Genomic DNA, 22304 nt, shown 5'->3' with positions numbered 1-22304 from the left:
TATGTACGATTTAGTTGATTATGCCGTTGTTGATATTTCTAAAGCGGAACAAGATTATCAAGAAATTAAACAGTTGTTATCTTGCTCTGATCTTGATCTGGATTCACAAGTTACTGTTTTTATGGTAGCTAAAATCAATGAACAAATTATTGCTTGTGCAGGTATTGATCGCAATATTATTAAATGTGTTGCTATTGATCCTAATTATCGTGGCAATCAACTAAATCTAACCTTGATGGATCATGCAATAAAATATGCCAATGAAAACGGCTATTTCCATCTTTTTTTGTATACAAAACCTGAAAATATAGATTTCTTTAAAGGATGTGGGTTTTATCCTATTGTTGAAATAACAGATCTTGTTGTCCTAATGGAAAACAATCCAGTTGGAATAAGACAATATTGTAAACAGCTAAGCACGCAACAAAAAGAAGGGAGCAAAATCGGTAGTATTGTTATGAATGCTAATCCTTTCACTAAAGGCCATCAATATCTTATTCAATATGCTGCAAGTCAATGTGATTGGTTGCATGTTTTTGTCGTCAATGAAAATGCATCGCTATTTTCATTTGATACACGTTTGAAGTTAGTTAAAGATGGTACTAAACAGATAAAAAATGTTACGGTGCATGCAAGTTCTCCTTATATTATCTCAAGAGCAACATTTCCAACTTATTTTCTAAAAGATAAGACAAAAATCGATCAGGCCTATATGGGTATCGATCTGCTTATATTTCGAAATTATATTGCTCCAGCGCTTAATATTAACTATCGATTTGTTGGAACTGAACCCTATGACGAAGTAACTAAGGCTTATAATGAAGCAATGTCTTATTGGCTTGAAGATAGAGCAGTTAGTAACCACTCAGCAATTACTTTTGTTGAAGTTCAACGAATAACCGAAGGTGACACTATTGTATCAGCTTCATTAGTAAGAAAATTATTGGCATCAGGGCAATATGAAGAGGTAAAAAAACTAGTTCCATCTACTACTTGGGATTACCTTTCAGCTAATTTGGATAAATTTAAAATTTAATACGTTTTAAAAGGTAAAAAAATGAAAATACAAAAAGAAGCCATGGCGGGAACTCTTGAATCTAGCGATTTGTTAGTCAAAGTCATGCCTAACACGGGAATTGAAATTGTTATTAATAGTGATGTTAATAAACAATTTGGCGATCAAATCCGTGCGGTTGTTGATCAAACTTTAAATGAGCTTAATGTAACCGACGGTTTAATCATTATTGATGATAAAGGTGCACTTGATTGCGCTATTAAAGCTAGAGTTCAATGTGCAGTTTTACGTGGCGCAGAAGAAGAAAACTTAGATTGGAGTAAATTACTATGAAAAAATTACGTCGAAGTATGCTATTTCTTCCAGGTGCAAACGCCGCTATGTTATCAACTTCGTTTGTTTATAAGCCTGATTCAATTATGTTTGATCTTGAAGATGCTGTTTCAATTAAAGAAAAAGATTCAGCACGTTTATTAGTGGCTCAAACATTACTGCTTCCTGTGTATAAAGAACACGGAATCGAAACAGTAGTACGAATCAACGCGCTTGATACTCCATTTGGTTTAAAAGACCTTGAAGCAGTTGTACGAGCGGGTGTTGATGTAGTACGTTTACCTATGACTAACTGTGCTGAAGATATTCATGAGTTAGAAGCTCATGTTGAAAGAATCGAAAAAGAGTGTGGGCGTGAAGTTGGTAGCACTAAATTAATGGCTGCAATCGAATCTGCTCAAGGTGTTGTTAATGCCGTTTCTATCGCTAAATCTTCTCCACGTTTAATTGGTATTGCGCTAGCTGCATTTGACTATCTTGTTGATATGCAAACTGAGCGTGGCGACGGTACTGAGTTATTTTATGCTCGCTGCGCAGTATTACATGCAGCACGTGTAGCTGGCATTGATGCCTTTGATGTGGTGTATTCAAATGTTAATGATGATGAAGGTTTCTTAAAAGAAGTTAGCTTAATCAAAAAACTCGGATATAACGGTAAATCACTGATCAATCCAAGACAAATTGAACTATTACATAATGCTTATGCTCCAACCGCAGCTGAAGTTGATCATGCTCAAAAAGTAGTTGAAGCAGCAGAAGAAGGTGAAAGAAAAGGCCTTGGCGTTATTTCCTTAAACGGCAAAATGATTGATGCACCGATTATTGCTCGTGCTAGAAAAGTTATTGAGCTAGCCAAGTATTCTGGTGTACGTAAAGAAATTTGATAGGATTGAAAAATGACTACTTCCATAAATAAAAAAATTGATGATTTGCTTAAACAGCACCCTGATCTCAAGAATATCACGCCATTTATTGACGCTAATGCCACGACTCCATATTTAAAAGATGAATCTAAATATACGCGTAAATTGTGTGACTCTATTGAACAAGCAATCAAAAAATGTGAATTACGTGATGGTATGACCATTTCTTTCCATCATGCATTTCGTGAAGGCGATAAAGTTATCAACAAAGTAGTTGAAACTATTAGCAAATTAGGGATTAAAAATTTAACATTAGCATCAAGCTCACTATTAAGCTGTAATGCTGCACTTATTCCTCATATAGAGTCAGGTGTGGTTACTAAAATTTATACCTCTGGTCTACGTGGTAAATTAGCCGATGCGATTTCTCACGGTTTAATGGAAAACCCAGTCCATATCCATTCTCATGGTGGACGTGTAAAACTAATCCAAAGTGGTGAAATTAACATTGATATCGCATTTTTAGCTGTATCAACCGCTGATGAACAAGGTAACGCTAATGGTGTATCAGGAAAATCACAATGTGGTGCTCTAGGTTATGCTATGGTTGATGCGCAATTTGCTAAAAAAGTGGTACTACTGACTGAAGATATCGTTGGATATCCTAACCATCCGGCAAGTATTCGCCAAGATCAAGTTGACTATATTGTTAAAGTTGATGAGGTGGGTGATCCAACTAAAATCAGTGTGGGTGCAGCGCGTATCACTAGCAATCCACGTGAGCTAATGATCGCTCGTTATGCCGCTGATGTTATTGAACATTCAGGCTATTTCAAAGATGGTTTTTCAATTCAAACTGGTTCGGGTGCATCGTCAACTGCGGCAACTCGTTTCCTTGAAAATCGTATGCGTGCGAAAAATATCACTGCATCATTTGCATTAGGTGGTATTACCGCAAGTATTGTTGATCTTCATGAAAAAGGATTAGTTAAACGTTTATTAGACACTCAAAGCTTTGATGGCACAGCTGGACAATCTTTAGGTAAAAATAAAGATCATATTGAAGTATCAACCAACGTTTATGCGAACCCGGCATCAAAAGGGGCGAGCGTTGATGAACTTGATATTGTTATTTTAAGTGCTTTAGAAATTGACCTTAATTACAATGTCAACGTATTAACGGGTTCTGACGGCGTTATGCGTGGTGCGTCTGGCGGTCACTGTGATACTGCTGCTGGTGCCAACTTAACAATTGTTGTTGCTCCACTTATTCGTAGCCGTATTCCAACGGTAATTAAAAAGGTAACAACATTAGTCACTCCTGGTGAAAGCGTTGATGTACTAGTAACTGACCATGGTATTGCGGTTAATCCTAATCGTCCAGAAATTGCTGAACGTTTAAAAGCAGCTAATTTACCAATTATGAGCATTGAAGAGCTTTATCAACGTGCTGTATCTTTAACTGGTGAGCCAAAACCAATTGAGTTTAAAGATAAAATTGTTGGTATTGTCCATTTCCGCGACGGTTCAGTTATTGATGTCGTGCGTGAAGTTAAAGATTAATTTTAATCTTTATTAATATAGTAATAGCCTGACATGTAAAAGTGTCATGCTATTACTTTTTCTATCCAATGAAAAAAATGCAAATTAAATTCGATGATGGCACTCCTATTACCCTTGGGCAAATGCTACTAGCCAAGGAAAAGCGAGTTGAAAACCAAAAGAATGCAATGACATGCTATAAATATCCGATCATATCATTAAGCATAGTTATTCCTGGTCCAATAAAAAACAGTAGCGGAGCCCGTTATCTTTTTGACGAAGCAATTACAGCTTTACATCACTGTTTTTTACAAAACGATATAACAATAATCAATGAAGATCATTTTCATTACATCACTGGTTCAGAAGCAATTATAGCAATTAAATGTTCAGCTAAAACCCTTAAAAAATATTGTATTGAAGTTGAAAATAATCATCCCTTAGGGCGTTTGTGGGATATTGATGTTATTGACATTGTTACACAAAATAGCCTGTCACGTTCACAATTCGAAAATCAACCAAGACAATGTTTGGTCTGCAATGAAGAGGCAAAAATTTGTGGTAGAGCTAAACGGCATTCAATCGATGAAATTTTTACCGAGATAAAAAAGAAGATAGAAAATTTCAAAAAAAATAAAACATTACTTTAACAAAATTGCAAATAATGGATTGATGAAATAACATTACAGCATTATGTCATCAATCCTTTTTTAATCTAAAAATTTAATTAAATTGTTTCAAGTGCTTGCTGTAAATCAGCCAGTAAATCAGTAATATCTTCTAAACCAACTGAAATACGTAATAGCTGATCTGAAATACCCGCTGTTTTTCGTGCTTCAGCACTAATACCTGAATGTGTCATTGTTGCAGGGTGGCAGACAAGGCTTTCAACGCCACCAAGTGATTGAGCTAATGTAATAATTTTAAGCGCTTTTAAAAATTTCGGCATTACATCGGCATCACCAGCCAATTCAAAACTTAGTAACGAACCAAACCCCTTTTGTTGTTCTTTAGCAATATCATGCCCAAGATTAGATGGTAAAGAGGGATGAAAAACTTTTGCTATTTTTGGGTGATTAACAAGAAACTCAACAACTTTTTGGGCATTTTTTTGTTGCAAATTAACTCGAGCAGCAAGAGTCCGTAATCCACGCAATAACAGATAACTATCAAATGATGAAGTAAGCGTACCAATATTATTTGCCCACCATAATACTTCTGTAGCGAGTTGTTGATCTTTGAAAACTAAAATGCCAGCGAGTAAATCCGAATGCCCGTTTAAAAATTTGGTACAAGAATGGGTAACCATATCAGCACCAAGCTCTAATGGTTTTTGCAAAATAGGCGTCATAAAGGTATTATCGACTAAAACCAAAGCGCCAATGTTATGTGCTTGCTGCGCAATTTCTTTAATATCTACAACTCGGAGCAAGGGATTGCTTGGCGTTTCAATTAATACTAATTTAGGATGTAAACTCAATGCTTCTTGCAATGCGGCTGGGTCAGATTGATCAACGAATTTTACTTTAAAGTAGCCTTTTTGGCTTAAACTATTAAAAAGCCGATAGCTGCCACCATAACAATCATGAGGAGCAACAACTACATCGTTTGGTGTTAATAAGGCAACACTAACAAGGTGGATGGCAGACATACCGCAGTTAGTTAAAATAGCATCTGCGCCACCTTCTAATTTTGCAACGGTTTGCTCGACTAAGCGACGGCTCGGATTTGCTTTCCTTGCATAGTCAAACTCTCTTGGCTTAGCAAATTCTTCATAACGATAACAAGTAGATGGAGTGATAACTGGTACGACACTGCCATATTGCTCATCAGTATTGAGTCCACCACGAACAGCAATGGTTCCTTGGCTTAATTTGTTAAATTGATTAGCCATAATAACCTTCCTCTAAATAGCACTTTGTTTAGCTCAAGAATCGATTGTATAAGAATAACACATTCTAAAAAGACGTCAACATGTCTAGACGTCTAACTATCTTGGTGTGTAGATTGCAGCAAAATCAAAAAAACGTTAAAATTACCCACATTATTTATGATGTAATTTGGTGAAAATATTATGGAATGGAATGGCGAGTATATCAGCCCCTATGCAGAGCATGGCAAAAAAAGCGAGCAAGTAAAAAAAATCACAGTGTCGATTCCGTTAAAAGTATTAAAAATATTGACTGATGAGCGCACCCGCCGACAAGTTAATAATTTACGTCATGCAACAAATAGCGAATTATTATGTGAAGCTTTTCTTCATGCTTATACTGGCCAACCATTACCTTGCGATGATGATTTACAAAAAGATCGTGAAGACGGTATTCCTGAACAAGCTCAGAAAATGATGCGAGATTTAGGTATTGATCCTAACTTACTTGATGAGTAAGTGCCAACTAAATAATCAACAATACTTAAAATAATCAATATTCAAAAACAACAAAAGGCGCATTATGCGCCTTTTGTTTACTAAGCGTTATAAAATTATTTTTTACCGCCAACCATAGCAAAACGTTGCTTGAATTTATCTACACGTCCACCAGTTGCAACATCGCGTTGTTTACCAGTATAGAATGGATGACACTCACCACATACGTCAAGATGAATATCATGACCAATAGTCGAATGCGTTTTAATAACGTTACCACAAGAGCAAGTTGCGCTAATTGCAGTATATTCTGGATGGATACCTTCTTTCATAATAAACCTCTGTAGTCTGTTTGTGTCGCTATATAAATGGCTATAAAGCAGAATTTATACACCACACAAGTGTTAAAAAACATGATAAGGTTGCGAATTATACGACCAATGGCCGTTATAATCAAGTCATAAAAAAACAATCAGACTGATAGCTGACCTATTGTGACTTGCAGTTCAATTTTTTCACCATTTCGCAAAACTATAATGGGGACAATCGTTCCTGGTTTCAACTCAGCGATTTGATCCATTGTTTCCACAATAGATTTAACTGGCTTATTATTTACCATAATTAAGATATCATTAGCTAGAACACCTGCTTGCAACGAAGGACCTTCTGTATTGGTAACTAAAATACCTAATACTATTGGCATATCACTTGGGTTTTGCGTTGGAGCAAATTCTAATCCATCAATACCTATATAACCGCGAATAATTTTGCCATCCTGAATCAATTTATTCATGATCTTTACAGCTAAAGAAGCTGGAATTGCAAATCCAATACCCTCAGGAATATCATTACCTAGGTTTTTTGCAAAGGTGAGGGTATTAATTCCCATTAATTCACCTTTGGTATTAACTAGCGCTCCTCCAGAATTACCATGATTAATTGATGCATCAGTTTGTATAAAATTCTGTCTTCTATACGGGCTTAACCCATCACGACCTGTAGCACTAATAATACCTTGTGTTATAGTTTGCCCTATATTGTAAGGATTGCCTATAGCTAACACAACATCTCCAATTTTGGGCTCACGCTGGGGATTAATGAGTATAGTTGGAATATTAGAGGCAGCTATTTTTAATACAGCAATATCAACAAGCTTATCAGAGCCTACTGATAAAGCCTCGAAAATTCGTCCATCTTGTAGTGCAACAATAATTTGTTCTGCATCCTCAACAACGTGATAGTTAGTAATAATATATCCCTGTTTACTCATAATTACTCCAGAGCCAAGCGGAGTAATTGGGCTATCTTGAGATGTTTGGGAAACAGAATTAATCGAACGACTATAAATGTTAACGACAGCTGGAGCAGCAACGTTGACAGCTCTAGAATAGCTTAGTGGACCATCGCTAAAAATTGATCCTGAAAAATTTACTTGATTTCCATTTCGTAACGTAGGAAAAACAATCAATAAGATAATAGCGAAAATAGTTCCAATTAATATTGACCATAGAATTTTCTTGAGCATTGGAATCAGAATGATAGAGGGAACAATGGTTAGAATTTTAACATATCTATATAAGGGTTAAAATGATGTTTTCATCGATGCCTAAACATCGATGAAATAAAGCAAAATAATTACCGTAAAATCAAATATAAGCGGCTATTGCCACGAATAATATTTAATGCAATTACAGATGGGCTACTATCAATAATTTTTCGAAGATCTGCAATGTTAGTTACTCTTTCTTTATTAACCCCAGTAATAAGATCTCCTTCTTGCAAACTAAGTCGAGATGCTGGCGAGTTTTTAATGAGTTTTTCTATTAAAACGCCTTTTTGCCCTTTAATTTCCCCATTACTAAGTGTTGCACCATCAAGAGCTGTATGAAGTGATTTTGCTTCGGTTACTGCCTCATCACTGTTTTTGAGTTTTACCTCAACAGACATTTTTTTACCATCTCGAATTAAGCCTAATGTTACAGTTCGCCCTGCGCCTGTTGTTGCAATCTTTGCACGTAATTGAGCAAAACTATCAATGGGTTTACTGTCCATCGAAATAATGATATCGCCAGATTTAATTCCTGCAGCCTGCGCTGCTGAATTTTCAATAACTTCACTAACAAAAGCACCCTTTTGAACATCAACATCAAATGCTTTTGCTATATCTGATGTTAGCTCATTCCCTTTGATGCCTAACACGCCACGTTTGACTTCACCAAATTCAATAAGTTGCGAAGTTAAGCTTTTCACCATATTACTAGGAATAGCAAACCCGATACCCACATTCCCACCGTTTGGTGCAATAATCGCCGTATTAATACCAACAAGCTCACCATTTAAATTAATAAGTGCGCCTCCAGAGTTCCCTTGGTTAATTGAAGCATCTGTTTGGATAAAATTTTCGAAACCATTCATATTAAGTCCACTGCGAGCCAAAGCTGAAATAATCCCAGAAGTAACCGTTTGACCAATGCCAAATGGATTACCAATCGCAACAGCGTAATCGCCAACACGCAAATTATCCGAATCCGCCAATTTAATTGCCGTTAATTTTTTTGCATCATCGATTTTAAGTAATGCAATATCACTTTGCGGATCTTTGCCAATTAATTTCGCTTTAAATTCATGTCCATCATTTAGAGCAACCGTAATTTTATCGGCACCATCAATAACATGATTATTGGTAACAACATAACCTTTTTCAGAATCAATAATCACACCTGATCCTAAACCTGTAAAAGATCTTGATTGACTATCAGGATAACCAAAAAATCGCCTAAATTCCTCTGGCATATTATTTTGCATTTGAGTAGTGCCTTCTACTTTAATACTAACAACGGAAGGCAATACCGTTTCTAGCATAGGCGCTAAACTGGGAAGCTGAGCATTATTCGCAGTTGTCATAGAAGGAAAAGAAGCATAAGCATTCGGAAGTGTAGATAAACTTAGTCCTAAACTTAAAGCTAAAATACTTAGCAATTTTTTTCGATCTTTTAATGAATTAATCATTTTATAACTCTCGCTTTTACAAAAATTAATCTCTATAAAAATGCTTTGCCATTAATTAACGGCGTATTAAACTATAATTGTTAAGATTTATTTTCATCTGTTTTAAATAAACCAGATGAATTATCCGAATAATCTCTAGGTTGCTTATCAAGCGTAATTTCTTTTGTTTCATGGGGATTAGAACTAGAATCAAAATCCAAATCCAAAGATGAAACGTTATCACTATCAATAAATTGACCAGAGCTTTCAGCCATATGTTGATAAAGACGGCGAAAATCGTTAGCCATACTATCCAATATCTCAGCACTATGAGAAAAATGTTTAGCAATCATTTGTTTTTGTGCTATTAATTCATCTTTTGCTTGTTCTAGCTCATGTTTAACTTTGGTATATTTACGAGCCTTAGGGCTAATAACATTTACAAAAATAAAACCAATAATAAAACCAATTACTAATCCAATTATAAGATAAGTAAGCATATCTTTATCCATTATTCACTCCTTATATCTTTAAGATATATAATTTTATAAAATTGAAAACTAATTATCAGCGCTTATTTTGCATGGTTAGCAAGTTTTATCAATTGTTTTTTTAACTTGTCTGGTGCATTTTCTGCTAATGCAGATAAAAACATTGCGCTTTTTTGTGTCATTGCGCTTGAAGCTAAAGATGACTTATCACTGTGATAATTGCTCTGTGGCCACCTCACCGAAATATCTGGATTAATCTGATATTGAATAGAAGATAAGGATGGTAAAATATTTTTTCGTATTTCAGATATTAAATTGCTTTGTTCATATTTCAATCTAGTTAACCAACAAGCTGAACTAACCTCTAAAATCAACATACCTTGACGATAGTTAGCAACTCGGCATTGTTGATTCAATGGTGAAGGCAATAAATCATAAATGACTTTAGCTAAAGAGCATAATGCATTAGTTCTATCTTGAATCTTAGACAGAGAAGAGGCTTGTGTCAAAATTGACGTCAACATTTGTGGTTCGTTATAACGCATAATTATGCCTTTTATTAAAAAATAATAATAACTAAAATACAAAAATATTTTTCCACCAATGTTTAAGTAATTTATCTTATTTGAATGAAAAAGTCCTTTAAAAAAAGAATATTTTCACTTAATTAACACTTTATAAAAAAGTTCACAAATAACTAAAAATTAAAAGAACAAAATAAAAAATTGGCAAATACTATTAATATCTGCCAGTTATTATAAAAATAAAAGCTAATTATTAATGTTAACTTTGCTTATTTGACTTATTTTCTCTAATAAAAGCCCATAAAACAATAGCACCAATAACATCAAAAAATGCTAATGCAACAAAGAAAGGACCAAACCCAATTATGTTAACAAAAGCACCAATAAATAGATTAAAAATTAGCTGACCTGTCCATGCACACGCTCCAGCCATTCCAACGGCTGTTGCGACCTGATTTTTTTTGAACAAATCACCACCAAGTGTTGATGCTACGGTCGAGAGTAATTGATGAGAAAAACCACCTAAACTAATTAAGAACACGGCTAAATAAGGGTTTTGAACAACACTTACAAAACCAATTGTCATCATAATTACAGCGCCTATAGAAAAAGTAATTAATCTTGATCTAATTAACGAAAAACCTCTGTCATTTAAAAATTTAGCTACAAATCCACTAGCTAAACATCCTAAATCTGCCATTAAAAAAGGTAACCAAACAAACATAGCAATTTCTTTTAGGCTAAAGTGTAGTGTTTCAACAAAAAATATTGGTACCCAAAAGTTAATAGTCCCCCAAGCAGGATCGGCAAGAAAACGTGCAATACCAATTCCCCAAAAGTTTCGTTGAGAAAGAATTGATGAAATAGAAACTTTTTCTTTTTTATCAATATCTAAATATTTCTCTTGACCAGCCTCAATATATGCACGTTCTTCAGCCGATAGCATTTTAGAATCTTTAGGATCTCGATAAAAAGTAAACCAGGCAAGTGCTGCAATCAATGCTAAAGAGCCAGAAACAACAAAAGCAAATTGCCAACCTTGAAATAAAATACACCATGCAATTAAAGGTGGAGCTAACATTGCACCAAATGAAGTCCCCATATTAAATATGCCTGAAGCAATACCTCGTTCTTTTGCGGGAAACCATATCGATGCTGTTTTTATACCGGCGGGTATTGCTGAGGCTTCACTGAAACCCATTATCCCTCTCATAAAAGCTAAACCTTGCCATGTACCAGTTAATGCATGCCCCATAGTTGCAAATCCCCACACAATAGCACAAATAGCAAAGCCTAGCCTTAATCCAATAGTATCAATAAAAAATCCCATAATTGGTTGACCAATTGTATAAGCCAACTGGAAGGCACTTACTACCCAAGAATATTGTTCTTTAGTAATGCCTGTTGTTTCTAAAATAGTAGGGGCAGCAACACCCAATGCTGTTCTGTCAAGGTAATTAATGATGGTAATTGCACAAATAAGTAATATCATGCTCCACCTAAATTTTTGTACTATTTTCATTATTACTCCTTATTATTCCATGTAAACTTTAATTATTGTTACTATTTAGAAAAGTAAGAATTAGCATTATTGAAGCAAATATCTTTGATCATATTTCCTACCAAATTAAAATCAGCAGGAATTTCACCATTTTCGATCCAATTTCCAACCATATTGCACAAAATTCTTCTAAAATACTCATGTCTTGTAAATGAGAGAAAACTACGTGAGTCAGTTAACATTCCAACAAATTGGCTTAATAATCCCATTTGTGAAAGCTGCATAAGTTGACGCTCCATGCCATCTTTTTGGTCATTGAACCACCACCCTGATCCAAATTGAATTTTGCCAGCGATACCAGAACCTTGGAAATTACCAGCCATTGTAGCTAAGACTTCGTTATCTCTAGGATTTAAGCAATATAGTATTGTTTTAGGTAACTCATCGGTCAGATCTAAAGTTCCCAATAATGAAGATAAAGGTTCAGCGATTGGTCTATCGCCAATTGAATCAAATCCTGCATCTGGACCCAGCAATTTAAACATCCGTTGATTATTATTGCGTAAAGCACCTAAGTGTAATTGCATAACCCAATTACGTTTATGATATTGTTTACCTAACCAAACAAGAACTGCTGTACTGAATTGTGCTATTTCTAATTCAGATAAAGATTGATTATTTAGACGTTTTTTGAGTATTAAATTGAGTTGTTGTTCTGAAGGGATATCTGCGTAGCGTAATATCTCAATACCATGATCTGATGCTTCACAGCCATGCTGTTCAAAGTGATCAAGCCTTTTTAATAACGCAGTAAGCAGCTCTGAAAAAGTATTTATTTCAATATCACAAACCTGACCTAATTGAGAAATATAGTCAGAAAATCCAGATAATTCAATTTTAAATACTTTATCAGGTCGCCAACTAGGTCTTACTTTAGTTTCAAAGGAATCATCCAAGCTTATTTGTTTATGGTATTGAAGTGAATCAATTGGATCATCAGTAGTCCCTACTGCCCTAATATTCATTTGTTTCAAAATACCTTTTGTCGAAAATTCTTTTGTAGCTAATTGTTCATTAGCCTGAAGCCAAATTCTTTCAGCTGTTTTTTCATTAAAAAGAATGTTTTTTATACCAAACGGACGCCGTAACTCTAAATGAGTCCAATGATAAATTGGATTGCCCAATGTTAAAGGAACCACTTTTGCCCAAGCTAAATATTTTTCGTAATCTGATGCATTACCAGTAATAAATTTCTCATCTACACCGGCGGTACGAAGTACTCTCCATTTATAATGATCACCAGCAAGCCAAATCTCTGCTAAATTACAGAAGTTTTTATTTTCCGCAATATCTTTTGGCGGTAAATGACAATGATAATCATATATCGGTTGATCTGCTGCATAATCAAAATAGAGTCTTTGTGCCGTTTCAGTTAGTAATAAAAAGTTTTCATCCAAAAAATTTTTCATTATATTTAATCCACCCTTAGTTTGATAAATTGCTGACAGTTTGTTTTGCCCCATATTTCATTAAAGAAAGGTAATGTATTGTCACTTTTTCTTTAAATAATTCATTATTCGGCAAATCTAAACCAAAGACAGCCTTTAAACGTAATAAAGCATTTACTCGTTCAACTCCATCAGTACTCGCTTTAGTAATAGTTTGTAGTTGCTCACTCATTGGATCTCGTAAATCTATTGACTGGTTATTATCATCAATGCCGCCGACATAGCGCATCCAACTTGCAACCCCTAAAGCTAGCAATGAAAAATCTGAACCATTTTTGATATGCCAACGGATTGAATCCAACATTCTTTGAGGCAATTTTTGAGTACCGTCCATCGCAATTTGCCATGTTTTATGTTTTAACGATGGATTACTAAAACGCTCAATAAGTTTGTTTGCATATTCTTGCAAATTAACATGACTAGGGACGTGAAGTGTTGGTGCTTGTTGTTGCATCATCAATGTTAAAGTTGCTTTTTTATAATTAACATCATTCATACAATCATTAATGTGCTCGTAACCAGCCAAATAGCCTAAGTAGGCTAGAAAAGAATGGCTACCATTTAACATACGAAGTTTCATCTCTTCATATGGAACAACATTATCAACGAATTCAGCACCGACTTCATTCCAATTAGGACGGTTAGTCACAAAATTATCTTCTATAATCCACTGAATAAAAGGTTCACAAGCAATACCACATGGATCAAACATACCGCCTAATGTATCTTCAATTTCAATTAATGTTTCGGATGTTGCGGCAGGGACAATACGGTCAACCATAGTACATGGGAATGTTGTATTAGACTCAATCCAATTTGCTAATTGTGGATCTCGAGCGTTAGCTAATCCTAATATTGCTTTTTTTAAAGCTAATCCATTTTCAGGAATATTATCGCATGATAAAGCAGTAAAGGATTTTAATCCTCGTTGCATTCTTCTATAAAGTGCCTCTACAATAACACCAGGGGCTGACATAGGCTTTGTTGGATTCGCTAAGTCAGCTTTAATTAATGTATTATTCAAATCTAATCCTGCTCCACTAGGTAACATGCAATACCCCTTTTCTGTTACTGTTAATGAAACAATTTCAACAACTGGATCAGCCATTTTTTCTAAAATTGCATCTATTCCATCTGTTGGTGCTAACAATGATTCTGTTACGCTGCCAATAATAAATGCTTCTTTTGATGTTGCACCTTTTTCTAACACAGTATACAAATGATCTTGTTTACGAATTTCATGAATTAATTCTTTACCACCAACAATATTAACTTCACAAATACCCCAGTCACAGTTTCCCTTGTTAAGTAAACGATCGGTCAATAACGCTTGATGAGCACGGTGAAAAGCACCGAATCCCAAATGGACAATTCGTGAGGTTATTTTTTCCCGGTCATATAAAGGTTTATATTGGATTGATTTAGGAAGATTTAATAAATTTAACATTTTATTCACCGTGATTATCTGTTTAACTACTTTATTGATTAGATATATTTTCATTTGTTGGCAAACTTTTCATCCCAATTTTTTCTTTTTTGTGATCTATATCGCTTTTTTTGGTTTATTTAATATATAATGCTCAAAAAAATCTATAATATAAAACCATATTGGCATTCCAATTATGAAATTAAATGTATTTATCCCATAATTGACTTCTAATACTTGTAATAATTAGCGTATAATTGCTCAAAATAAACGTAAAAATAAAGGATTATAATAATGTTCATGGTTAATCGGCTGTACCAAAAAATTGGTAATGAGCTGAAATCATTATTAAAAAATGGCACCTATAAAATTGGTGAGAGATTACCGCCTGAAAGAGATATTGCAGAAGCCTTTAATGTAAGTAGAACCGTAGTGAGAGAAGCACTAATTATGCTAGAACTCGAAAATCTAGTCACAGTAAAAAAAGGTTCTGGCGTATATGTAATTGGTTTACCAAATGAAATATTATCAGAAACAGATAAAAAGATTGAAGAAGAAGATTTTGGTCCTTTTGAACTATTACAAGCTAGGCAATTAATTGAAAGTAATATCGCCGCTTTTGCCGCATCTCAAATTGTAAAATCCGATATTATTGAGTTAAGAGCTATCTTAGAGCAAGAGCGAAAAATTTTAGAACAAGGTATTTTAGATGATTACAGTGCAGATGAAATGTTTCATATTGCAATAGCAAGAGCAACCAAAAATTCAATACTTGAAAATTTGTTAGATGATTTATGGCAAAAACGTACCGCTAGCAAAATGTGGGGGCAACTACACAGCCGAATTACTGATCATAGTTATCGAAAAAAATGGCTTTATGATCATGAAAAAATTTTACAAACCTTACAGGTAAAAGATGCAATGGCCGCACGTCATGCTATGTGGCAACATTTAGAAAATGTTAAACAAACATTAATGGCAGTTTCGGATAGCGAAGATCCAAATTTTGATGGTTATTTATTTGACTCAATTCCGGTTAACATTGTTAATCAATAGGTAATAATAATCAGCATTGTTTATAGATCTTTATTATTTTAGAAATAACAAAATGAAATCGTGAAGGAGATTTATATGGAACAAACGATGCGTTGGTTTGGACCAAATGACCCAGTATCATTAGATGATATTAAACAAGCTGGAGCAACTGGAATTGTTACAGCTTTACACCATATTCCCAATGGAGAAGTTTGGACCATTGAAGAAATTCAAAAACGAAAAAATATTATTGAAGATAAAGGATTAACATGGTCTGTTGTAGAAAGTATTCCTGTTCATGAAGAAATAAAAACCCACACAGGAAACGTTTTGCAGCATATTGAAAATTACAAACAATCTATTCGGAATTTAGCTACGTGTGGTATTGATACTGTTTGTTATAATTTTATGCCCGTTTTAGATTGGACCCGTACAGATCTTGCTTACGAGTTACCTGATGGCTCAAAGGCCTTGCGTTTTGATCAAGTGGCATTTGCAGCATTCGATATCTATATACTACAAAGACCTAATGCAGAAAAAGATTACTCAAAAGAAGATACTGTTTTAGCTAAATCTTATTTTGAAAAAATGACTCAAGCCGATAAAGATAAACTTATTGCAAACATCATTGCCGGTTTACCTGGCGCAGAAGAAGGCTATTCACTTGATCAGTTTAGGGCGCATCTTGCAACTTATGATGGGATTGATAAAGTTAAGTTACGTGAAAATTATGCCCTTTTTTTAAAAGCTATTGTACCCGTTGCAGAAGAAGTTGGTATTGTCTTAACTGTTCACCCAGATGATCCCCCTCGACCAATTCTAGGGTTACCGCGAATAGTATCAACAATTGAAGATATGCAGTGGATAAAAGAAACTGTTGACAGCATACATAATGGTTTTTGTTTTTGTACTGGTTCTTATGGAGTTCGTAGCGATAATGATTTGGCAATAATGGCTAAAAAATTTGCTGACCGTGTTCATTTTATTCATTTGCGAGCAACAGTTAGAGAAGAAAACCCATTATCTTTTCATGAAGGCGATCATTTAGCTGGTGATGTTGACATGTATGCCGTAATAAAGGCGCTCATTACAGAAGAACAGAGACGTAAAAAAGCAGGAATCAAACGCTCAATCCCTGTTCGTCCAGATCATGGACATCAAATGTTGGATGATCTGAAGAAAAAGACAAATCCAGGCTATTCAGCTATAGGCCGTTTACGAGGTTTAGCCGAAATTCGTGGTGTTGAGTATGCTATCCTTCGAGCTTTTTTTAACTAGTTGAACTAAATTATAATTAATCAAAATTCTAACAATTCTAATGCCCTTTTAAGGGCATTTTTTTGATATAAAATAATTTAAAAATCTAAATAATTGTTTTATATCTTGGCAAACACTTTATCGTAATACATAAAATGCTATTAAAGCATAACTATTTTGACATTCTATCCCTTTAAGGGTTATATTAATTACGATATTTTCTACATCTATATCATTAAGCGGTTTTTTATAAGCAGTTTAAAATTAAGAGGTGTAATATGGGTATCTTAAATAATATTTTTTCTAAAGTGTTTCCTAGTGCTCAAGCAACAGTAGATCATGCTGTTGAGGCAGTAAAAGATAAAGTCGGAGATATAACTGGCTCTGTTAAAGATACAGTATCAAAAGGTACTGAACAGGTTAAGGAAAAGACAGAGCAGAGCACATCAGCATCAAATGTTGATGTTACGTCTATTCTTGATAATTTAGCTAAAAAACATCCTGAAGCGCTTAACTGGAAAACATCTATTGTTGACTTGTTGAAATTGTTAGGCATAGATAGTAGTTTAGATGCGCGTAAAAAATTAGCGCAAGAGCTGAATTATACCGGTAGCACTGATGATACAGCAGCAATGAATACTTGGTTAATTAAAGAAGTTATGAAGAAAATTGCAGAGAAAGGTGGCAATATTACTCATTTATTTTCTTGATTTTCCCATCTTAAAATAATAGCAATCCACCCAATATTGGGTGGATTTTTTATAATAGTCAATTAGTTATTGTACCCTTTCGCGCTAAATCAACAAATTGCCTTAAAAGCGTGTAATTGGTTCATCGCAGCATCAATCCCCTGTGATAATATAATCTCAGTACAGCGCACTGATTCATCAATAGCTTGATCAATTAACGCTTGCTCTGGTTTAGAGGGGGGGGTAAGAACGTAACCAACAACTTTATTTTTATCGCCAGGATGTCCAATACCAATTCTTAACCGATAAAAATTTAAATTATTACCTAATTTATTAGCAATATCTTTTAGCCCATTATGCCCACCATGACTACCGCCAAACTTAAGTTTAGCTATTCCGGGATTTAAGTCGAGTTCATCATGTGCAACTAAGATCTCTTCTGGCTTTATTTGGTAAAACGTCGCCATAGCTTGAACAGCTTTACCACTTAAATTCATGAAAGTAATTGGAACTAATAAACGTACATCATGGCCTGAAATATTGATTCGTGATGTGTAACCCCAAAATTTTTGTTCATTTTTTAATGATTGATTATAACGTTCAGCCAATTGATTAACAAACCACGCACCTGCATTGTGCCTTGTTGCTGCATATTCATTTCCAGGATTGCCGAGTCCTACAATCAGTTTTATCGTTGTCATAATATTTTATTGTCATTGATTTTATCGATAAAAATGCCCCAAAAGGGGCATTATACCAATGATAAAATAGGTTATTGATGAAACATAGCTGAAATTGATTCTTCGTTACTAATCCGACGAATTGCTTCAGCAAGCATACCCGATAAAGTTAATTGGCGAACATTTTTCAATGCTTTTACTTCAGCCGTTAATGGAATCGTGTCACAAACAACAATTTCATCAATGGCACAGTTTTTAATGTTACTTACTGCTTTACCTGAAAAAATCGGGTGGGTAGCATAAGCAAATACTCTTTTGGCACCTCGCGCTTTTAAAGCATCAGCTGCTTTACAAAGTGTTCCCGCAGTATCAATCATATCATCCACTAAGATACAATCTCTATCCGCAACATCACCAATGATATTCATTACTTCAGCTTCATTTGCACGCTGACGACGCTTATCAATAATTGCCATATCAGTATCATTAAGGAGTTTTGCAATAGCTCGAGCTCGAACAACACCGCCAATATCAGGTGAAACCACGATTGGGCGCTCAAACTCACGCTGCAACATATCTTCTAAAATCACAGGGCTACCAAATACGTTATCGACAGGTACATCAAAAAAACCCTGAATTTGTTCTGCATGAAGATCAACGGTTAAAACCCTATCAACACCAACGGTGGATAAAAAATCAGCAACAACTTTAGCGGTAATAGGTACACGAGCTGAACGAACTCGGCGATCTTGCCTTGCATAACCAAAATAAGGAATAACAGCAGTAATACGACCCGCTGATGCACGTCGCATAGCGTCGATCATGACTAGTAATTCCATTAAATTGTCATTGGTAGGAGCACAAGTTGATTGAATAATAAAAACATCTTCACCACGGACATTTTCATTGATTTGGACATTAACTTCACCATCACTAAAACGGCTTACCACAATGTCACCAAGTGAAGTATAAAGGCGATTAGCTATACGCTTTGCTAGTTCGGGTGTGGCATTACCAGCAAAAAGCTTCATATCAGGCACGAGAAATCCTCAAGCATGTATTGATGATTACTTAATCGTAATCGGTTAAATCGGGGCTATAATTATATAATCATTTATCTATCATGCTCAACCACAATATAAAAATATTTGATAAGTTTTTATAAATCATTCATTAAAAAATTCAACTGTAAGATACTTTTGCTGTGAGGAAAAAATCGAGTAAACTAGCAAGCAAACTATCAATTAGCTTTAATAAATTTCATAACCTAAGTAGATACTGTGATGAACGAACAATTAAACTCAGATAACGAAAATATCAAATCTAAAAGAACCATTCGTAGTTTTGTTTTACGACAAGGTCGTTTAACGAAAGGGCAAGAACAAGCACTAAACAATTTATGGCCTGTTTTTGGGATTGAGTATGATGCTAATTCACCCATTTATTTTGCTACTGGCAAACCAGCCGTTTTGGAAATTGGATTTGGTATGGGGGCTTCATTAATTGAAATGGCCAAAAATGCACCTAATAAAAACTTTTTAGGCATTGAAGTGCACAAGCCAGGGGTGGGGGCTTGTTTAATGGCTATTGAAGAAAACCAATTATCGAACTTAAAAGTGATGTGCCATGACGCTATTGAAGTATTAGAAAATATGATCCCTAATCATACATTAGACAAAGTACAAATTTTTTTTCCTGATCCTTGGCATAAAGCAAGACATAATAAGCGCCGTATTATTCAACCCCAATTTGTACAGTTAATTCGACAAAAATTAAAATTAGGTGGGATTTTGCACCTAGCTACTGATTGGCAACATTATGCAGAACATATGTTAGAGGTTTTAACCCAAGCTGAAGGTTTTGAAAACTTATCGCCAAGCAGTAACTATATTCCAAGACCTGATGATAGACCAATTACTAAATTTGAAAAACGAGGTCAAAATTTAGGTCATGGCGTTTGGGATCTTCAATTTGTAAACAAATAATAATAAGGAGCCACTATGCAAAATGAAACCATCGTTCTACTTTGTCGACACCGCTCTATTCGTGATTATAAAACAACTAGTTTAACTCAAGAGCAAATAGCTTTAATTGTTAGCGCAGCACAGTCGGCTTCTAGTTCTAATTTGATTCAATGTTCGACCATTATTCGTATTACAGACACCAATAAGCGAGAAATGCTGGCTCATTATGCAGGCGATCAAAAGTATGTTATCCAAACACCTGAATTTTGGGTGTTTTGCGCCGATTTTAATCGCCATTATCAAATTGATCCAAAACTTAATCTTGGCAAAGCAGAGCAGCTATTATTGGGCTGTGTTGATACAGCAATTATGGCACAAAATGCCGTAACCGCAGCCGAATCATTAGGATTAGGTGCTGTATACATTGGCGGATTGCGCAACAGCCTTGATAAAGTTACTCAATTACTTGACTTGCCCAAATACGTCCTTCCACTTTTTGGACTTTGCCTTGGCTATCCAGATGATAATCCAGAAATAAAACCAAGATTACCACAAGATCTAGTCTTTTTTGAGAACCATTATCGCTCCATTGATAGGGAAATTTTGGCAAAATATGATGTTCAAATGGATGATTACTATAAAGCTCGTAGTACTAATCAAAAAGCTGGCGGTTGGAGCAGTAAAATTGTGAATACAATAAACAACGAGCAACGCGATTTTGTTTTAAATTATTTGCATAAACAAGGATGGATCATCAAATGAATAATAATCATTATCAGCTAGATAAAGTCGTCATAATTAGTCGCCACGGTATTCGTACTCCATTACACAATACTTTACAGTTTTTAGAAAAAGCAACGCCTTTTAAATGGCCAAAATGGAACCATCCATATGGTTATTTAACAACACGAGGTGGCGTGTTAGAAGCCTATTTTGGCCACTATTTATCAACTTGGCTTGAAAAACACAATATAAAATTATCAAAAACCGATACCAAATTATTTGTGTATGCTAACAGCCTGCAAAGAACAGTTGCAACCGCTCAATTCCTGACAATTGGCGCCTTTGCTGGGTATGATATTCCTATTCATCACAAATATTCTATTGAAAATATGGATCCTATTTTCGATCCTAGTTTGCGAGATGATTCGCCAGAATTTAAATATGCAGTATTGAACGATATTAAAGAAGCCAACAAAGCCACCAACATCTTTGAAAATCTAGCCCCTGCTTATCAAATCCTTTCCGATATTTTAGATTATAAACACTCAAAATTATATGCTGAATATCAGTGTAATTTAGCTAAAATCCCATCACAACTCTATTTCAAAAAACATGAAGAACCAGCGCTACTTGGACCTCTTGCAATAGGAACTTCGGCCGTTGATGCGTTTTTATTACAATACTATTCAGCTTTTCCAAAAGAACAAATTGCATGGGGAAGACTAACTAGCCAAGAACAGTGGCAACAAATTATCGCTATTCGTAATCAATATATTCGTTTAGTTTTCCAATCTAAAACGCTTGCTAAACATTCTGCTATCCTCATTATCAATATGATAAGTGATCTAATACAACGAGATAATAAAGTAAACCTACTTGTTGGTCATGATAGCACTATTGCCGCATTACTTGGTGCATTAGACTTTAAAGACTATCAACTACCAAATCAATTTGAAACAACACCTATTGGTGGCAAGATCACTTTACAACGTTTTCGTCACCTACCTACAGATAAATACTTTTTTAAAGCCGAATATATTTATCAAAGCTTTGAACAACTACATAGCGGGCAAGCGCTTGATGCCAATAATCCACCACAACATTATCAATTACATTTGAACAATGCTTCTGTTAATAGTGATGGTTATTACGATTGGTTAGACTTTGAAAAACGAATGAAACCTTTTATAACAAAATAATGCACGATTCAATTATCCGGCTAACACCATAAATAGCTAATAATTATAAAAGTTAGGCTAATTTTATTTAGCAAAAGGTTAATTATCAAAACGTTTCAGGTAGAATTACATTTTAGTATAAATATTTATTGTTGGGCTTACTTGAATATTAGGCAGGTATAATATTCAAGTAAGCTAAATTAGCACAATAATATAATT

General features: G+C 34.7%; 23 protein-coding genes. 12 read left to right on the top strand and 11 right to left on the bottom strand.

Annotation, left to right across the window (positions count from 1 at the left end; genetic code table 11):
- The first annotated feature begins 1 nt into the window (after nt 1).
- From citC to citX, 5 genes are all read left to right on the top strand, one after another.
- Nucleotides 2-1036: a [citrate (pro-3S)-lyase] ligase gene (gene citC / locus A9G30_RS00515; protein ID WP_065587722.1), complete on the top strand. Its 1035-nt coding sequence runs from the start codon at nt 2-4 to the stop codon at nt 1034-1036.
- Between the two features lie 21 nt (nt 1037-1057).
- Entirely contained in the window at nt 1058-1348 is a 291-nt protein-coding gene (citD, locus tag A9G30_RS00510; protein WP_065561413.1) for a citrate lyase acyl carrier protein, read from the top strand.
- Nucleotides 1345-2232: a citrate (pro-3S)-lyase subunit beta gene (gene citE / locus A9G30_RS00505; protein WP_065587721.1), complete on the top strand. Its 888-nt coding sequence runs from the start codon at nt 1345-1347 to the stop codon at nt 2230-2232. Before citD ends, citE begins: the two co-directional genes overlap by 4 nt.
- A gap of 12 nt (nt 2233-2244) precedes the next feature.
- Nucleotides 2245-3774 carry a citrate lyase subunit alpha gene (citF, locus tag A9G30_RS00500; protein ID WP_065582400.1) on the top strand — a complete coding sequence of 510 codons (1530 nt, stop codon included), beginning with the start codon at nt 2245-2247 and terminating at the stop codon, nt 3772-3774.
- A gap of 77 nt (nt 3775-3851) precedes the next feature.
- Nucleotides 3852-4403, top strand: a complete 552-nt coding sequence (gene citX, locus A9G30_RS00495) for a citrate lyase holo-[acyl-carrier protein] synthase (protein WP_176700812.1) — start codon at nt 3852-3854, stop codon at nt 4401-4403.
- A 77-nt stretch (nt 4404-4480) separates the two neighbouring features.
- Here the strand turns inward: citX and metB are convergent, their stop codons facing one another.
- Nucleotides 4481-5647 (bottom strand): cystathionine gamma-synthase, encoded by a 1167-nt coding sequence (gene metB / locus A9G30_RS00490; RefSeq protein ID WP_065587719.1) that lies wholly within the window; start codon nt 5645-5647, stop codon nt 4481-4483.
- A 177-nt stretch (nt 5648-5824) separates the two neighbouring features.
- Between metB and metJ the strand changes: the two genes are divergently transcribed.
- Nucleotides 5825-6142: a met regulon transcriptional regulator MetJ gene (metJ, locus tag A9G30_RS00485; protein WP_065582397.1), complete on the top strand. Its 318-nt coding sequence runs from the start codon at nt 5825-5827 to the stop codon at nt 6140-6142.
- 95 nt (nt 6143-6237) lie between these two features.
- On the opposite strand, the gene rpmE is transcribed toward metJ, so the two are convergent.
- The 8 genes from rpmE to A9G30_RS00445 all read right to left on the bottom strand — a co-directional run bounded on the left by rpmE (nt 6238) and on the right by A9G30_RS00445 (nt 14580).
- Entirely contained in the window at nt 6238-6453 is a 216-nt protein-coding gene (gene rpmE, locus A9G30_RS00480; protein ID WP_065567636.1) for a 50S ribosomal protein L31, read from the bottom strand.
- Nucleotides 6454-6593: 140 nt separating this feature from the next.
- Nucleotides 6594-7646 carry an outer membrane-stress sensor serine endopeptidase DegS gene (degS, locus tag A9G30_RS00475; protein WP_065582396.1) on the bottom strand — a complete coding sequence of 351 codons (1053 nt, stop codon included), beginning with the start codon at nt 7644-7646 and terminating at the stop codon, nt 6594-6596.
- Nucleotides 7647-7756: 110 nt separating this feature from the next.
- A complete protein-coding gene (locus A9G30_RS00470) occupies nt 7757-9130 on the bottom strand; it encodes a Do family serine endopeptidase (protein ID WP_065582395.1) in 1374 nt (457 codons plus the stop codon).
- Nucleotides 9131-9210: 80 nt separating this feature from the next.
- Nucleotides 9211-9621 carry a YhcB family protein gene (locus A9G30_RS00465; protein ID WP_065587718.1) on the bottom strand — a complete coding sequence of 137 codons (411 nt, stop codon included), beginning with the start codon at nt 9619-9621 and terminating at the stop codon, nt 9211-9213.
- A gap of 62 nt (nt 9622-9683) precedes the next feature.
- On the bottom strand, nt 9684-10145 hold the full coding sequence (locus A9G30_RS00460) for a DUF721 domain-containing protein (RefSeq protein ID WP_065582393.1): 462 nt from the start codon (nt 10143-10145) through the stop codon (nt 9684-9686).
- Nucleotides 10146-10383: 238 nt separating this feature from the next.
- On the bottom strand, nt 10384-11646 hold the full coding sequence (locus tag A9G30_RS00455) for an MFS transporter (protein WP_065582392.1): 1263 nt from the start codon (nt 11644-11646) through the stop codon (nt 10384-10386).
- Between the two features lie 41 nt (nt 11647-11687).
- Nucleotides 11688-13094, bottom strand: a complete 1407-nt coding sequence (gene uxaC, locus A9G30_RS00450; protein WP_065582474.1) for a glucuronate isomerase — start codon at nt 13092-13094, stop codon at nt 11688-11690.
- Between the two features lie 16 nt (nt 13095-13110).
- A complete protein-coding gene (locus A9G30_RS00445) occupies nt 13111-14580 on the bottom strand; it encodes a mannitol dehydrogenase family protein (protein ID WP_065582391.1) in 1470 nt (489 codons plus the stop codon).
- A 273-nt stretch (nt 14581-14853) separates the two neighbouring features.
- Between A9G30_RS00445 and A9G30_RS00440 the strand changes: the two genes are divergently transcribed.
- From A9G30_RS00440 to A9G30_RS00430, 3 genes are all read left to right on the top strand, one after another.
- A complete protein-coding gene (locus A9G30_RS00440) occupies nt 14854-15615 on the top strand; it encodes a GntR family transcriptional regulator (protein WP_065582390.1) in 762 nt (253 codons plus the stop codon).
- A 75-nt stretch (nt 15616-15690) separates the two neighbouring features.
- Entirely contained in the window at nt 15691-16872 is a 1182-nt protein-coding gene (gene uxuA, locus A9G30_RS00435; protein WP_065582389.1) for a mannonate dehydratase, read from the top strand.
- A gap of 257 nt (nt 16873-17129) precedes the next feature.
- Nucleotides 17130-17561 carry a DUF3597 domain-containing protein gene (locus A9G30_RS00430; protein ID WP_065567627.1) on the top strand — a complete coding sequence of 144 codons (432 nt, stop codon included), beginning with the start codon at nt 17130-17132 and terminating at the stop codon, nt 17559-17561.
- An 89-nt stretch (nt 17562-17650) separates the two neighbouring features.
- On the opposite strand, the gene pth is transcribed toward A9G30_RS00430, so the two are convergent.
- A complete protein-coding gene (pth, locus tag A9G30_RS00425) occupies nt 17651-18241 on the bottom strand; it encodes an aminoacyl-tRNA hydrolase (RefSeq protein WP_065587717.1) in 591 nt (196 codons plus the stop codon).
- 71 nt (nt 18242-18312) lie between these two features.
- Nucleotides 18313-19260 (bottom strand): ribose-phosphate pyrophosphokinase, encoded by a 948-nt coding sequence (locus A9G30_RS00420; RefSeq protein ID WP_065587716.1) that lies wholly within the window; start codon nt 19258-19260, stop codon nt 18313-18315.
- A 240-nt stretch (nt 19261-19500) separates the two neighbouring features.
- On the opposite strand from A9G30_RS00420, the gene trmB reads away from it, so the two are divergent.
- Genes trmB through A9G30_RS00405 form a run of 3 tightly spaced genes read left to right on the top strand, consistent with a single transcriptional unit; the run spans nt 19501 to nt 22106 of the window.
- The gene (gene trmB / locus A9G30_RS00415) at nt 19501-20205 is read left to right on the top strand and encodes a tRNA (guanosine(46)-N7)-methyltransferase TrmB (protein ID WP_065587715.1); all 705 of its coding nucleotides are present in this window, start codon (nt 19501-19503) and stop codon (nt 20203-20205) included.
- A 15-nt stretch (nt 20206-20220) separates the two neighbouring features.
- Nucleotides 20221-20946 carry an oxygen-insensitive NADPH nitroreductase gene (gene nfsA, locus A9G30_RS00410; protein WP_065587714.1) on the top strand — a complete coding sequence of 242 codons (726 nt, stop codon included), beginning with the start codon at nt 20221-20223 and terminating at the stop codon, nt 20944-20946.
- Entirely contained in the window at nt 20943-22106 is a 1164-nt protein-coding gene (locus A9G30_RS00405; RefSeq protein WP_176700811.1) for a histidine-type phosphatase, read from the top strand. The genes nfsA and A9G30_RS00405 overlap by 4 nt, the downstream gene beginning before the upstream one ends.
- The last annotated feature ends 198 nt before the right edge of the window (nt 22107-22304 follow it).

The organism is Gilliamella sp. Fer4-1 (genome assembly GCF_001690515.1).
In the GTDB taxonomy this organism is placed as follows: domain Bacteria; phylum Pseudomonadota; class Gammaproteobacteria; order Enterobacterales; family Orbaceae; genus Gilliamella; species Gilliamella apicola_C.
This window is presented reverse-complemented; position numbering and strand designations above follow the sequence as displayed.